At 61.8% G+C, this 13,566-nt stretch carries 13 protein-coding genes and 6 pseudogenes; 11 read left to right on the plus strand and 8 right to left on the minus strand.

From position 1 onward, the window contains the following. Positions 1–137: 137 nt before the first annotated feature. Together cysD and cysN are read left to right on the plus strand one after the other, a co-directional pair. Positions 138–1,000 (plus strand): annotated as a pseudogene (gene cysD / locus QNJ43_RS20490) (sulfate adenylyltransferase subunit CysD). Continuing rightward, positions 1,000–2,907 (plus strand): annotated as a pseudogene (gene cysN, locus QNJ43_RS20495) (sulfate adenylyltransferase subunit CysN). The pseudogenes cysD and cysN overlap by 1 nt, the downstream one beginning before the upstream one ends. A 279-nt stretch (positions 2,908–3,186) precedes the next feature. Here the strand turns inward: cysN and QNJ43_RS20500 are convergent. Together QNJ43_RS20500 and QNJ43_RS20505 are read right to left on the minus strand one after the other, a co-directional pair. Continuing rightward, positions 3,187–3,384 carry a hypothetical protein gene (locus QNJ43_RS20500; RefSeq protein WP_300472570.1) on the minus strand — a complete coding sequence of 66 codons (198 nt, stop codon included), beginning with the start codon at positions 3,382–3,384 and terminating at the stop codon, positions 3,187–3,189. Next, positions 3,357–4,004, minus strand: coding sequence for a hypothetical protein (locus QNJ43_RS20505; protein ID WP_300472572.1), 648 nt, complete (start codon positions 4,002–4,004; stop codon positions 3,357–3,359). Before QNJ43_RS20505 ends, QNJ43_RS20500 begins: the two co-directional genes overlap by 28 nt. A gap of 159 nt (positions 4,005–4,163) precedes the next feature. Here QNJ43_RS20505 and QNJ43_RS20510 point away from each other — a divergent pair, with 159 nt between their 5' ends. The 5 genes and pseudogenes from QNJ43_RS20510 to QNJ43_RS20525 all read left to right on the plus strand — a co-directional run. Then, complete coding sequence (locus tag QNJ43_RS20510; RefSeq protein WP_300472574.1) at positions 4,164–4,451, plus strand: YciI-like protein; 288 nt, start codon at positions 4,164–4,166, stop codon at positions 4,449–4,451. Positions 4,452–4,454: 3 nt separating this feature from the next. Beyond that, the gene (locus tag QNJ43_RS20515) at positions 4,455–4,880 is read left to right on the plus strand and encodes an EVE domain-containing protein (protein ID WP_300472576.1); all 426 of its coding nucleotides are present in this window, start codon (positions 4,455–4,457) and stop codon (positions 4,878–4,880) included. A gap of 235 nt (positions 4,881–5,115) precedes the next feature. Then, positions 5,116–5,424 (plus strand): 50S ribosomal protein L11 methyltransferase, encoded by a 309-nt coding sequence (locus QNJ43_RS27520; protein ID WP_346433071.1) that lies wholly within the window; start codon positions 5,116–5,118, stop codon positions 5,422–5,424. Further along, a complete protein-coding gene (locus QNJ43_RS27525) occupies positions 5,357–5,560 on the plus strand; it encodes a hypothetical protein (RefSeq protein ID WP_346433073.1) in 204 nt (67 codons plus the stop codon). Before QNJ43_RS27520 ends, QNJ43_RS27525 begins: the two co-directional genes overlap by 68 nt. A gap of 130 nt (positions 5,561–5,690) precedes the next feature. Continuing rightward, positions 5,691–6,851 (plus strand): annotated as a pseudogene (locus tag QNJ43_RS20525) (M20 aminoacylase family protein); the annotation flags it as partial. A gap of 176 nt (positions 6,852–7,027) precedes the next feature. Here QNJ43_RS20525 and QNJ43_RS27530 read toward each other — a convergent pair. From QNJ43_RS27530 to QNJ43_RS20545, 6 genes and pseudogenes are all read right to left on the minus strand, one after another. Then, the gene (locus QNJ43_RS27530; RefSeq protein WP_346433072.1) at positions 7,028–7,312 is read right to left on the minus strand and encodes a peptidoglycan-binding domain-containing protein; all 285 of its coding nucleotides are present in this window, start codon (positions 7,310–7,312) and stop codon (positions 7,028–7,030) included. Positions 7,313–7,330: 18 nt separating this feature from the next. Then, positions 7,331–7,987, minus strand: a pseudogene (locus tag QNJ43_RS27535) (lytic murein transglycosylase); the annotation flags it as partial. Next, complete coding sequence (locus tag QNJ43_RS27540) at positions 7,939–8,223, minus strand: hypothetical protein (RefSeq protein WP_346433069.1); 285 nt, start codon at positions 8,221–8,223, stop codon at positions 7,939–7,941. The pseudogene QNJ43_RS27535 and the gene QNJ43_RS27540, both read right to left, overlap by 49 nt. Positions 8,224–8,346: 123 nt before the next feature. Continuing rightward, positions 8,347–9,553 (minus strand): annotated as a pseudogene (locus QNJ43_RS20535) (TRAP transporter large permease). Further along, positions 9,550–9,801: a hypothetical protein gene (locus tag QNJ43_RS20540; protein ID WP_300472579.1), complete on the minus strand. Its 252-nt coding sequence runs from the start codon at positions 9,799–9,801 to the stop codon at positions 9,550–9,552. Before QNJ43_RS20540 ends, QNJ43_RS20535 begins: the two are co-directional and overlap by 4 nt. 21 nt (positions 9,802–9,822) lie before the next feature. Next, on the minus strand, positions 9,823–10,101 hold the full coding sequence (locus QNJ43_RS20545; RefSeq protein ID WP_300472581.1) for a TRAP transporter small permease: 279 nt from the start codon (positions 10,099–10,101) through the stop codon (positions 9,823–9,825). A gap of 661 nt (positions 10,102–10,762) precedes the next feature. Between QNJ43_RS20545 and QNJ43_RS20550 the strand changes: the two genes are divergently transcribed. The 4 genes and pseudogenes from QNJ43_RS20550 to QNJ43_RS20560 all read left to right on the plus strand — a co-directional run bounded on the left by QNJ43_RS20550 (position 10,763) and on the right by QNJ43_RS20560 (position 13,095). After that, complete coding sequence (locus tag QNJ43_RS20550; protein WP_300472583.1) at positions 10,763–11,281, plus strand: enoyl-CoA hydratase-related protein; 519 nt, start codon at positions 10,763–10,765, stop codon at positions 11,279–11,281. A gap of 105 nt (positions 11,282–11,386) precedes the next feature. Beyond that, positions 11,387–11,956 carry a MarR family transcriptional regulator gene (locus QNJ43_RS20555; RefSeq protein WP_300472585.1) on the plus strand — a complete coding sequence of 190 codons (570 nt, stop codon included), beginning with the start codon at positions 11,387–11,389 and terminating at the stop codon, positions 11,954–11,956. A 101-nt stretch (positions 11,957–12,057) separates the two neighbouring features. Then, positions 12,058–12,204: a hypothetical protein gene (locus QNJ43_RS27545; protein ID WP_346433070.1), complete on the plus strand. Its 147-nt coding sequence runs from the start codon at positions 12,058–12,060 to the stop codon at positions 12,202–12,204. A 186-nt stretch (positions 12,205–12,390) separates the two neighbouring features. Continuing rightward, positions 12,391–13,095, plus strand: a pseudogene (locus QNJ43_RS20560) (TRAP transporter substrate-binding protein). The last annotated feature ends 471 nt before the right edge of the window (positions 13,096–13,566 follow it).

Genomic DNA, 13,566 nt, shown 5'->3' on the forward strand with positions numbered 1-13,566 from the left:
GCTGCGCCAAAATCGGTGACGATTTAACTTCCGACTCACCGGCCTGTTCCGAGTGGGCCAACAAGCAGGTTCATTTTTCCGTGTCTGTCGATCGCAATTCGCATTTGAAGCGCCTCGAGAACGAGAGCATCCAGATCATGCGGGAAGTCGCTGCGGAGTTCCGCAATCCCGTGATGCTCTATTCCATCGGCAAGGATTCCAGCGTCATGCTGCACCTTGCGATGAAGGCCTTCTATCCGTCAAAACCGCTGTTTCCGTTTCTGCACGTGGATACGACGTGGAAGTTTCGCGAGATGATCCGCTTTCGAGACGAGACGGCGAAGCGGCTGGGGCTGGAGCTGATCGTTCACACCAATGCCCAGGGCGTTGCGGACCACATCAATCCCTTCGACCACGGTTCGTCCTTCTACACGCATGTGATGAAGACCGAGGCGTTGAAGCAGGCGCTCGACAAGTACGGTTTCGATGCGGCTTTCGGCGGGGTGTGACGAGGAAAAGAGCCGCGCGAAAGAGCGCGTCTTTTCCTTCCTCACGTCGGCCCACAGCTGGGATCCCAAGAACCAGCGCCCGGAATTGTGGCGGCTCTACAATGCGCGGGTCGCCAAGGGCAAATCCATCCGCGCCTTCCCGTTGTCGAACTGGGCCGAACTCGACATCTGGCAATACATCCTGGTGGAAAACATTTCGATCGTGCCGCTCTATTACGCTGCACGGCGCCCTGTTGTAGAGCGCGACGGCATGCTGATCATGGTGGATGACGACCGACTGCCGATGAACCCGGGCGAGGTGCCGCAGGAAAAGGTGGTGCGGTTCCGCACGCTTGGCTGTTATCCGCTGACCGCGGCGATCGAGTCGGAAGCGACAACATTGCCCGAGGACGACATTGCCCGAGATCGTGTCGGAAATGCTGATTGCGCGCTCTTCGGAGCGCTCCGGCCGACTGATCGATCACGACGAGGCCGGATCAATGGAGAAGAAGAAGCGCGAGGGGTATTTCTGATGGAAGAGCTGGACACGGTCGTCGCGGATGCCCCAGAAGCCTTCAACGAGTTCATCTCCGCGCAGGAGACCAAGGGGCTGCTGCGGTTTCTCACCTGCGGGTCGGTGGATGACGGCAAGTCGACGCTGATCGGACGGCTTCTCTACGATTCCAAGCTGCTGTTAGAGGACCAGCTCGCCTCGCTGCGCAGCGATTCCGTCAAGCACGGAACGGTCGGCGACGACATGGATTTCGCGCTGCTGGTCGACGGGCTGGAAGCGGAGTGCGAACAGGGCATCACCATCGATGTCGCCTATCGTTTCTTCGCCACCGATGCGTGCAAGTTCATCGTCGCGGATACGCCTGGCCACGAGCAGTACACGCCCAACATGGCAACCGGGGCTTCGACTGCCGATCTGGCGGTGTTGCTGGTCGATGCGCGCAACGGCATTCAGCCGCAGACGCGGTGGCACGCCTTTATCGCCTCTCTGCTCGGCATCCGCCACGTGGTGCTGGCGGTGAACAAGATCGATCTCGTCGATTTCAGCAAGGAGCGTTTCGACGAGATCCGCACAGAGTTCGACGGCTTTGCGGCGTCGTTCGATTTTGACAGTCTGGTCGCCATTCCGATGTCGGCCCGCTACGGCGACAATGTCTCGAGCCGAAGCGCGCGGATGCCGTGGTATTCCGGCCCGACGCTGATCGAGTATCTGGAAACCGTGGAGGTGACGGACGATCTCGACATGCGTCCCTTCCGCATGCCGGTGCAGTGGGTCAATCGCCCCAACCTCGATTTCCGGGGCTATTCGGGCACGATCGCATCCGGCGTGGTGTGGCCGGGCGACGAGGTGGTGGTCGCGGAATCGGGCAAGACCAGCAAGATTGCGCGGATCGTCACCATGGACGGCGATCTGGAGTCGGGCCACGCGGGCGAGTCGGTGACGCTGACGCTTGCCGACGAGGTCGGTATCTCGCGCGGCGATCTACTGGCCTCCGCCGCAAGCCGTCCCGAGGTTTCCGATCAGTTTGCCGCCCACATCATCTGGATGACCGACAAGCCGCTCTATCCTGGCCGTTCCTATCTGCTGAAATCGGGTGCGCGCGCACGGTCACGGCGAGCAAACTCAAGCACCGCATCGACATCAATTCCTTCGAGCATCTGGCTGCCAAGAAGCTCGACCTCAACGAGGTCGCCTTCTGCAATCTGTCGCTGTCCACGCCGATCGCCTTCGATCCCTACGAATCGAACCGCGATACCGGTTCCTTCATCCTGATCGACCGGTTGTCGAATGCCACGGTCGCGGCTGGCATGATTTGGTTCGGGCTGAGGCGGGCGACCAACATTCACTGGCAGGTGCTCAATGTCGACAAGCAGGCGCGTGCGGCGCTGAAGGGTCAGAAGCCAGCCATCCTGTGGTTCACCGGCCTATCCGGATCGGGCAAGTCAACGGTGGCGAACACGGTGGAGCGGAAGCTCTTGGCGGCCGGATATCACACCTAATCTGCTGGACGGCGACAACGTGCGCCACGGGTTGAACCGCGATCTCGGCTTCACCGATGCGGACCGGGTGGAGAACATCCGCCGTGTGGTGGGAACGGCGAAGCTTTTCGTCGATGCCGGCACGATCGTGATGGTGTCCTTCATCTCGCCCTTCCGTTCGGAGCGCCGGATGGCGCGCGAACTGGTGGAAGAGGGCGACTTCATCGAGGTGTTCGTCGATACGCCGCTTGAGGAATGCTAGCGCCGCGACCCCAAGGGTCTCTACAAGAAGGCGGCGGAAGGCACGATCAAGAACTTCACTGACATCGACAGTCCCTACGAGCCGCCCGAACATCCGGAACTCCGGCTCGACACCACGGATGCCGATCCGGAAGCGCTCGCTGACCGGATCATTGCGGATCTGAAGAACCGCGGGATCATCGGGTAGAGCGTTTCGTGATTTGACGGGATTTGAGGGGAGCGGTCGTCCGTTCTCCTCTTTAGCTTTGAGGCAGTGTGTCGGAACGTCGTTCCTTCAGGTCGTGCGGCCCATCCTTCGAGACGGCGCTTTCGCGCCTCCTCAGGATGACGTTATCGGGTTGTTGGCTTTGAAGGCGCGAGCTACACGCACAACGTCATCCTGAGGAGAGCTCGTCAGAGCGTGTCTCGAAGGATGGGCCGCACGACGAATCCGGAATGAAACGGCGAGCGTCTTGGCGCTCTCGTCCTAGTCTTCAGCTTCTCCGGACATTGCCTCGTCCTGTTTCCGCGCATAGGCGTAGGCGATGGTCATGACCGAAAGCAGCAGGATCGTCACGATGATCTGCTCCAGTCCCTTCAGCAGAATGAACTGAAGGGTGACGAGGAGCTGCGGCAGGCCCGAGCCGATGGCTGCCATCAGCATGATGATGGCGGAATCGTGCACGATGAACGGGATGAGCAGGCAGATGACCGAAAACACCATCGGCCAGCCGAATCCCTTGCCGAACCTGAGAGCCCGGAAGGGGTCCATCGGCTTGTCCACCGCAACGGCGGGCAGCATGAGCCCGACGCGTGCAAACAAGGAGGTGCACAGGAATAGGCCCCCATGATGATGACGATGGAAATCGCAGCAGCTCCCTGCCTTGCGGAAAAAGCGGACAATCCCCCGGCGATGAGCGTGACGAGCAGGGTCAGCACCAGCACCGCGAGCCCAATGAAGAGGCCGAGCAGCAGCGAGTAGAGAAAATAGCGGAATTCCGACCGGCCGAACCGCAGATGAATCATGGCCGGAGGCTCGCCCAGAAGCGCAAAGCGATGCCACGCAACCGCGATCGAGGAGGAGGCGACGGCCTGCGGTATAATGCTGACAAGGACGAAGACGCCGAACTGTCCCGGGTTCGCGGTCATCATCTGTTCGGCGTTTTCCTGATTACCGAAGCCGGAGACCTGCGCCCCGATCCCGAACAGAATCATGATCACCGTCCAGGCGCCTGCGGCCTTGATGAGGTCGTCGAAATTGGACAGGCAGAGCTGGATGCTGCCCTTCAGAATGGCCTTGAACACGGCGTCCACCGAAATCCGTATGTAAAGAGCACCCCTTTTTAGTAGTGGCGGGGGGTGGAGGCAATCGCGCTGGATGTCGTGCATTTTTCTGTGAAGGGCGATTCCACTGACGCGCGGCTTGCTCTAGCGTGTGGCCCGACATTCATCGAGAGATTTTCCATGCTCTATGCCCTCATGTGCACCGACAAGCCGAACAGCCTGCAGATCCGGCTCGATACCCGGCCCGACCATCTGGTCTTTCTGGAAAGCCTCGGCGATGCGGTGAAATTCGCCGGACCGTTTCTGGGCGAGGACGGCAAGCCGTGCGGATCGATGGTGATGGTGGAAGCCGACAGCAAGGAAGCGACGATGGCGATCGCCGAGCGCGATCCTTATGCCAAGAAGGGCCTGTTTTCGGCTGTCGAGGCGCGGCCCTGGGCCTGGGCCGTTAAGAACCCGGAGGCGTGAGACGTGGCGTACTGGCTGTTCAAGTCCGAACCGTTCAAGTGGTCGTGGGACATGCAGAAGGCCAAGGGCGAGGAAGGCGAGCAGTGGGACGGGGTCCGCAATTATCAGGCCCGGAACAACATGCGCGCCATGAAGCTCGGCGACAAAGGCTTCTTCTACCATTCCAATGAGGGCAAGGAGGTTGTCGGTATCGTCGAGGTCTGCGCCGAGGCCCATCACGACACGACCACGGATGATCCGCGCTGGGAATGCGTGGACATCAAGGCGGTGTGCGATGTGCCCAAGCCGGTGACGCTGGCCGACGTGAAGGCGGAGTCGCAGCTGGCGGAGATGTCGCTCGTCACATCCATGCGGCTGTCCGTTCAGCCGGTCACGGAGGAGGAATGGAAGATCGTGTGCGAGATGGGGGGACTGAAGGAGGCGCCGTAACTCTCGGGGCGGAGATGATCCGTTCTGACGCGGAGCGCCGCGCTTTCATTCGCTCCAGCACTGACCTGCTGCCCATGCGCCGGAGATTTCGCTCCACCTGGCGCATGAGGCGATCGATCTGTGGTCAAAAACGGAAGAGGAACTGGAGGAGATCGGCCTGCCGCCGCCGTTCTGGGCCTTTGCCTGGGCCGGTGGGCAGGCGCTGGTGCGCTACATTCTCGACAATCCGGATCTGGTGCGCGGCAAGCGGATCTACGACTTCGCTTCCGGCTCGGGGATCGTTGCGATCGCGGCGGCGCTTGCCGGGGCAAGATCGGTCACGGCGAGCGAGATCGATTCCTTTGCGCTTTCCGCAATCGTCCTCAACGGTGAGGCGAACGGTGTGGAGATCTCGGTCGAGGAGGGGGGATGTGACCGGCGGTGGGGTCCCGGCTGCCGATATTCTTTTCTGCGGCGATGTCTTTTACGAAAAACCGATGGCGGACAGGATCCTCGCCTGGATCAAGCAGGCTCAGCGGGCCGGCCTGCCGGTGCTGATCGGTGATCCGGGGCGCTCCTATCTGCCCAAGGCGCGGCTGGAGCAGCTTGCCGTTTTCACGGTGCCGGTGACCCGGGCGCTGGAGGATACAGATATCAAGCGTACCGGGGTCTATCGCCTCAAGGATCCGTCTTCGACCTGACGTTGCGTGTGAAAATGAGGCATGCGAGGGCCATAAATTGTGCTTTGCCGGGGTTTGCGCGGGACGGTGACGTAGCGTGGAATGCGGATCCGATCTGATCGACCGACCCCAACCCCGTATTGAGGCCTCCATGCCGATCATCAACCTTTTCGCCGAGCTAGCCGACGAGATTACCGGATGGCGCCGTGACCTGCACCGTCATCCGGAGCTGCTCTACGACACCACGCGCACGTCCGCGATGGTGGCGCGCAAGCTTGAAGAGTTCGGCCTCGACGAAGTGGTGACCAGCATTGGGCGTACCGGGGTGGTCGGCGTCATCAAGGGGCGCAACGGTGGCGGCAAGACGATCGGCCTGCGTGCGGATATGGACGCGCTGCCGATCACGGAAGAAACCGGCAAGGAATATGCCTCCGAGAACCCGGGCACGATGCATGCCTGCGGTCATGACGGCCACACCGCGATGCTTTTGGGGGCCGCGAAATATCTGGCCGAGACCCGCAATTTCTACGGCACGGCGGTAATGATCTTCCAACCGGCGGAAGAGGGTGGGGCCGGCGGAAAGGCGATGATCGACGACGGCCTGTTCACCCGCTGGGGGATCGAGGAAGTCTACGGCATGCACAACAGCCCGGGGCTTCCGGTCGGCGAATTCGCTATGTGTCCGGGAGCGATCATGGCGGCGGCGGACATGTTCGAGATCAACATTTCCGGGCGCGGCGGCCACGCGGCCAAGCCGCACGAGATCGTCGACCCGATCGTGATCGGATCCTCTATTGTGACGGCGCTGCAGTCGGTCGTATCGCGCAATGTGGATCCGCTCGGCCAGGCGGTGCTTTCGGTCACGCAGTTTCTGGCGGGCACGGCCTACAACATCATTTCCGAAACCATGGTGATGCGCGGGACGGTGCGTTCCTTGAGCCTGGAAGTGCGTGATCTGGTCGAGGCTCGGATGAAGGCGCTGGTCCCTGCCATCGCAGAAGGGTTCGGCGGGAAAGCGAGCGTGGACTACAGCCGCAACTATCCCGTCACCGTCAACGATGCGGATCGGACGGAATTCGCCGCCGAGGTGGCCCGCTCGGTCGCGGGCGAGGCGAAGGTCAACGCCGAATGCGTGCCGATGATGGCGGGCGAGGATTTCTCCTTCATGCTGGAGGAGCGGCCCGGGTCCTATATCTTCGTCGGCAACGGGCCGACGGCCGAACTTCATCATGCGCGCTACGATTTCGATGACGCGGCGATCCCGCACAGTTGCTCGTACTGGGTGTCGCTGGTGGAAAAGGCGCTGCCGCTCGCGGGGGTGACCTTATATCGATCTTGCCACCACACCGGTCTCTCTACCGTCATCGCCCGGCGAAATCCGGGGGATCCATCGCTCTCCGCATCTGCCGTTGCCTGCTGGATTGCCCGGACGAAGCCGGGCAATGACGACGGAGAGTGTGGAAGGCCCGAAGCTCCAAGGCGTCTTCCCTACTTTCGTCCGCCCAATGCGCGGTAGATCTTCGTGCCCGGTCGTCCGGTCGGTGTCATGCCGTGGCGGATTTCCGCTTTGCGGATGGCGTCCTGCGTCAGTGGGCCGATCAGGCCGTCGGCCTCGCCGATCTGGTAGCCGTTCGCGAGCAGCCGCTTTTGTAGATCGAGCCTCTGTTTGCGCGACAGGCCGGGATCGTCCGTCGGACATGTCGCTTCAAACGGGCCGTGGCCGCGCAACCGGTCGGACAGGTGCCCGATGGCGAGCGCATAGGCTTCGGCCACATTATAAGAATAGAGCGCATCGAAATTGCGGGTGACGAGAAAGGCCGGGCCGGTTGGCCCCGCAGGCAGCAGCAGCCCGGCGGAGTAATTCCCCTTCAGCCGTGCGCCGTTGATATGGGTGACGCCGCGCTTCGCCCAGGTGGCGAGCGAGGCGCGCTTCTTGCGCCCCGAGGGACCGCGATAGTTTTTCGGCAGAATCACCTCAAATCCCCAAGGCAGGCTGTTATTCCAACTGATCTTCTTCAGGTAGTTGGCGGTGGAAGCCAGCGCATCCTCGGTGGAGTTGACGAGGTCCTTATGACCGTCGCCGTCGAAATCGACGGCTAGGCGCCGGTAGGTGGAGGGCATGAACTGGGTCTGGCCGAAGGCGTCCGCCTATGAGCCCTGCAGGTCTTTCAGGTGGATATCCCCGGCCGCGACGATCTTCAGCGCGGTGATTAGCTCTCCCTTGAAATAGGAGGCACACCGTCCCGAGATGCAGACGATGTTGGCAAGCGCGTGCGGAATGAAGAAGTCGCCCGTCTTGCGTCCGTAATCGGTTTTCACGCCCCAGAGGGCCGCGACGATGTAGCGGTCGACGCCGATGCTCTTCTGGACGCGGGTAAGCATCGTCTCGTAACGCCGCATCAGGACGCGGCCGTCATGGATGCGCTGGCGGTCGACCAGAAAGGCCATGTAGTCCCAGATCTCGGTCTTGTATTCCGGTTGGTGCGCGAGAAGCGGACGATCTTCTCGTCATAGGCGACGTTCGACAGGGTCTTGTCTGCGATGCGTTGGGGAACGCCCGCCGCAATGGCATCACGGCGCAGGCCGTCGACGCAGGATCTGAGAGAGGCCTGCGCGGGCAGGGATGTCAGGGCAACGGCCAGAAGAGCGGCGAGCGTGCCGACAGTGGCGCGAGGAGTGATCATATTCCAGGTCGCCTCCCAGGGCGTGCGAGCGAATAAGACCAGAGAATCGTGACGCATTGCGGCCGAACGGCGGCGCGTCTCCTTCCGGATTCGCTTTATCCTCGCTCACATCGTTTGCGGGAGTCACAGGACGATTGCCGGAAAGGCCACGAGTAGCGCCAGGCGCAGCACGTCGATCAGCACGAAGGGCATCACGTCCCGGAAAATCCCGAAGAGATTCGTGCCGGGGGCAATCGAATTGATCACGAAGACGTTCATGCCGACCGGCAGCGTGATCAGGCCGAGTTCCACCGTCATGACGATGATGACGCCGAATCAGATCGGATCGAAGCCGAGCTGAGTGATCATGAGGAAGACGATGGCCACCAGCAGTATGATCATCGCCATGGCGTCGAGAATGCAGCCGAGCAGCACGAAGAAGGCGAGGATGACGATCAGCGTGCCATAGCTGCCCAGATCCAACCCAATCAGGAAGGCGGTGATCTTCTGTGGGGTCTGGGTGATGGTGAGGAAATAGCCGAAGAGCAGCGCGCCGATCAGCACGGTGAAGATCGCGACCGTGGTCCGGAGCGCCTCGATCAGGCCGTGCAGAAGGGTTGCGGCATTGAGCCGTCCGCGCACGACCCCGATGAGCCCGGTGATGAAGGCGCCCGCCGCAGCCGCCTCCGTCGGCGTCACGATGCCCGCATAGATGCCGCCGATGATCGCGACGAATAGCAGGATCACCGCCCAGATGCCGTGGATCGAGGCGAAGCGCTCCGTCCAGCTCACCGTCTGTCCGGCCGGCAGGCTATTGCCGTAAGCAAGCCGTACGGTCGCCATATAATAGGAAGGCAGCGAGTAGCCCCGGCACGATGCCTGCCACGAAGAGCTTGCCGACGTCCTGCTCGGTGATGAAGGCATAGATGACGAGCACGACGGAGGACGGGATCAGGATGCCGAGCGTTCCGCCCGCAGCGATCACGCCGGTCGCCACAGAGGAGCCGCAGATCGCGGCAAAGCCGGAATAGGCGCCGATGGTCGCCAGCGCCAGACCGCCGCGATAGCGCCCGAGCCACGCCTGGCCTGCGCGGAAGAGTTCCCCCGACATGCCGGAATTGGTCGCCAGCACGCCCATCAGGATGAACATCGGAATCAGGGTGAGGTTGAAGTCGGTAACGGTGCGCGCAGGCGAAATGGCGAGCAGGTTGAGCCCGGTCTGCAGCCGTGTCATGGCCGCGAACCCGCCCACGCCGACAAGCCCCATGGCAACGCCTACGGGCACGCGTAGCGCAATCATGACGAAGAGGGCGATGAAGCCGGCGAGCGCTACGAGATCGGCGGGGCTCATCGGACGCTCTCCTTCCCGTCGCCGTCATCCAGACGTTCGTAATGGTCGAGCCCGCGGCGGGGATCGATCACCATCAGGACGATGCGCAGGAAGACGGTGAGGACGGGAACCGCAACGCCCAGCCACATCAGCGCGAAGAAGGGCCATACCGGCATGCGCAGGTCCGAGGTCACCTGCGCCGAGCTGTAGTAGCTTTCCATTCGCGACAGCATCACCCAGGCAAACAGGCAGGTGAAGAGGAGCAGCACGGTCCAGGCGAAGATGTCGACCTACCGTTGCACGCGCTGGGGGAGCATCTCGGCCAGCAGATCCACCTTGATGTGCGATCCGCGGTAGCCGACGCGCGCCAGTCCCCACAGGGCGGCGACGCCCATCATCAGCCGGGAGACGTCGAAGGCGTCGGGGATCGGCATGGAAAGCAGATAGCGGCCGATGGCGGAGGCGAAGACAATGATGGTGATCGCCGCCAGGAACAGGCCGGCGATCTTCTCGATAAAGGTCGATATCCGCTCAAGGCGGTGCGGCAGGGTGAGGGCCGGAGATTTCATGACATGCTCGCGGTCTGGAGGGCGCGGGACTTGGAGGAACGCAAGGACGCCTGTGCGAGACGCGCGCAACGTCCGGGCAGGGCGGCTCAGGATCGGCGTGCGATTATCTGCAAGGCGCGGTCGATATCGGCGCGAGCGCGCGGCGTCGTCATGATCTGCATGAAATTCCTCCCCTGGCGCGCCTTATTGTCTTGCGGCGCGTCTCTCCCTGATGTTCTCCGCTTGGGATCTGCAGGCTCCTCTTCCCGCATCTGGGGCATCCCGGCGCGATCGCGAGCGGCGAACGGCTGCATGTTAACAGCATCACCGCCCGGACAGGCAAGCGGTCTGCATCATTTTGTTTAATGCAAGAGGTCTGCATCATTTTGTTTAATGCAAGAACAGTATTTTCGATTTACAATCGTCGCGAAACGGGCAAGGGATGGGTGCTGCGCGGCGGAGAGGCGTCGGCTGCACAAGGATGACGATTGTGAGAGATGTGCCAGATGGCGAAGACTGGGGTGGTCGGGAAGGCTGAAACCGAATGCGGACCGCTCACGATTCATGTCGAGGAGGGGATCACCCATCTGACCTTGCAACGCCCGGACAAGCGCAACGCTCTCAATAATGCCCTGATCGAGGAACTCAAGCCTTTTTCGCAGCGCTGCCGAAGGATGTGGCCGTGGCGCTGCTGTCGGGATCGGGCGTGCATTTCTCCGCCGGTCTCGATCTCTCCGAACATGTGGCCCGGCCCGCGCCGGAAGTGATGAAGCATTCCCGGCACTGGCACTCCGTGATGGACACGATCCAGTATGGTGACCTGCCGGTGGTGGCCGCGCTTGAGGGCGCGGTCATCGGTGGCGGGCTGGAGCTTGCCGCCGCCGCCCATGTGCGGGTGGGGGATCCCTCGACCGTATTCCAGTTGCCGGAAGGACGGCGCAGAATTTTCGTCGGTGGCGGCGCCTCGGTGCGCATCGGTCGCATTCTTGGCCCGGACCGCATGATCGAGATGATGCTCACGGGCCGCAAGTACAATGCGGAGGAGGGCGTGAGGCTCGGCCTTGCGCATTATCTGAGCGAGCCGGGCGGGGCGCGCGAACAGGGCCCCGGGGCTTGCGCGCACCATCGCGGGCAACGCGCCGCTTTCCGATTACATCGTGATCCAGGCGCTTTCGCGCATCGACGACATGGCGCGTGGTGACGGCTTCTTTACCGAGAGCCTGTGCGCGGCGCTCTCCCAGACGAGCGACGATGCGCGCGAGAAATTGAAAGCGTTTCTGGAAAAGCGCAAGCCGAGCTTCGGTTGATGGGGCTTCAGCCAAAAGGTGGGGCGAGGGCGATGGCGCGCAAGGCGGAAAAGAACCAGACGGAAAAGGCGGACGTCTCCGCGGAGACCGATGTGGGCGTGCTGTCCAGTTTCATCGGCTATGCGATGAAGCGGGCCTACATGACCATCCACGGCGACTTTCTGGCGAGCTTCGAACATCTGGGGCTGAGGTCGGGCACGTTTTCCGCGCTCTCCATCATTGTCGACAATCCGGACATCAGCCAGAGCCAACTCGCCCGCGCGCTCGCGATTGAACGTTCCGGGGTGGTGCTGATCGTCGATCACTTGGAAGGGCGTGAGTTGATCGGTCGTCACCGGGTGCCGGGTGACCGGCGCGCCTATGCTCTGCGGGCGACGCTTGCGGGCTGCTGTCTGCGCGACGAAGCGGTGGAGGCGATCCGCAAGCACGAGGCGCGCGTCCTTTCCTCCCTTGAACGAAGAGGAACAGGCGACCTTGCGCGCCCTGCTCGCGCGGGTGATGTGAGGGCGATATCGTGGTCTTTCCGACAGGAATACTATTTATTGAAACTGTTAATTGGAAGAACATAATTTGCTAGAGTGGCGATGAAGCGGGGCGCGGGGAGGCGCGCCGCTTGCCGGGTGAAACGCATATGGGAGTGTGCGGCCCGGATATATGGGAGGAGGATTTCATGCATATGCGGATCGTGCGCGCCGGGCTTGCCGGCGCGGCGCTTCTCGGGCTCGTCCATTCGGCAGGCGCTCAGGAAGTGACCCTCAAGCTGCACCAGATGCTGCCGCCTCAGGCGGATATCCCGGCAAAGGTGCTCGTGCCCTGAGGCGAGAAAATCGAGGCGGAATCGGGCGGGTGCATCAAGGTGTAGCAATTCCCGGCGATGCAGATCGGCGGCAAGCCGCCCGCTCTTTATGATCAGGTCAAGGACGGCGTGGTCGAATTGACCTGGACCCTGTCGGGTTATGCGCCGGGACGCTTCTCCAAGTCGGAGACGTTCTAGCTGCCGTTCATGACGGCACAGAGCGCGGAGGCGACCTCGGCCGCGGCCTGGGAATTCTACGACAAGCATCTGCGCGACGAATATGCCGATGTCCATGTGCTTGCCGTCCATGTGCACGGGCCGGGTGTCCTTCATATGCGTGGCGACGCGGTGACGAAGCTGGAAGATCTGAAGGACAAGCGCCTGCACGGGCCTTCGCGGATCGTCAATGAGCTGCTCGGCCGCCTCGGGGCCTCGCCGGTGGGCATGCCGATCACGGCTGCGCCCGAAGCGCTGTCAAAAGCCGTCATCGACGGCACCGTCACTCCCTAGGAAGTGACCCGGCCGTTGCACATCTCCGAGCTTGTCGACAGTCACACCGAGTTCGCGGGCCCGCGCGGCCTCTATACGGCGTTCTTCGTTTTCACGATGAACAAGTCTGCCTATGACGCCCTGCCGGACGATCTGAAGAAGGTGATCGACGACAATTCCGGTCTGGAGCTTTCGCGCAAGTTCGGAATTGTGATGGATGAGGGCGACGAGCAGGGACGGAAGATCGCGGCCAAGCGCGGCAACGATATCGTCACGTTCGATCCCGAAGAGATTGGCCGCTGGAAGGCGGCCTCCGAGCCTGTTGTTGCCGATTGGGTGAGCGCAATTGATGCGAAGGGCATCGAGGCGCAAGCGATGATCGATGATGCGAAAGCGATGATCGCCAAATACGCAGACGAATAAGAAGCCGGCGATTAGGGACAGGGTGACCTGTCCGTTTCATGCCCGTCTCACGGTTTCCGTGGGGCGAGCTTTTTCGTCTTTGGGGGCCGCCCAAGGGATGGGCGGAGCGGTGGCTGGAAATTAAGCAGGCTTCTATTGTGAGCAGAATCTACGCGATTCTGCAGGAGTTGGTCTCAAAGCCGTCAGTCGGGGCTTGTTCCGCGATTTTTGCGAGAAGAAATTCACAGGCCAGAGGGTGTGGATTAACCGCTAAAACCGGCCAAAACCGCCAAAGCCCCTGCGCCACTTTGTGCCGTTTATGGTTAACAAAATCATAAGTCTCAACTATCTGGTCTGCACTTGAATTTTTTATGACGAAAGCGCTTGACGGTCGGAGGAGCCCCCGACTATATAAGCGCCACACCGGGCGATGGGGACGCGCCAACACAACGGCGGCGGCGCTTTCTCCGGTGGTTCCAGGAAAGACGAGGC

Origin of the sequence: Breoghania sp. (assembly GCF_030066895.1) — a bacterium.
In the GTDB taxonomy this organism is placed as follows: Bacteria; Pseudomonadota; Alphaproteobacteria; order Rhizobiales; family Stappiaceae; genus Breoghania.

Excerpts from the sequence above, each read along its gene's own strand:
- QNJ43_RS20510 (WP_300472574.1), top strand. The coding sequence starts at position 4,164 with ATGCTCTATGCCCTCATGTGCACCGACAAGCCGAACAGCCTGCAGATC.
- QNJ43_RS27525 (WP_346433073.1), top strand. The coding sequence starts at position 5,357 with ATGGCGGACAGGATCCTCGCCTGGATCAAGCAGGCTCAGCGGGCCGGC.
- QNJ43_RS27540 (WP_346433069.1), bottom strand. The coding sequence starts at position 8,223 with ATGATCACTCCTCGCGCCACTGTCGGCACGCTCGCCGCTCTTCTGGCC.
- QNJ43_RS20545 (WP_300472581.1), bottom strand. The coding sequence starts at position 10,101 with ATGAAATCTCCGGCCCTCACCCTGCCGCACCGCCTTGAGCGGATATCG.
- QNJ43_RS20555 (WP_300472585.1), top strand. The coding sequence starts at position 11,387 with ATGGGGCTTCAGCCAAAAGGTGGGGCGAGGGCGATGGCGCGCAAGGCG.
- QNJ43_RS27545 (WP_346433070.1), top strand. The coding sequence starts at position 12,058 with ATGCATATGCGGATCGTGCGCGCCGGGCTTGCCGGCGCGGCGCTTCTC.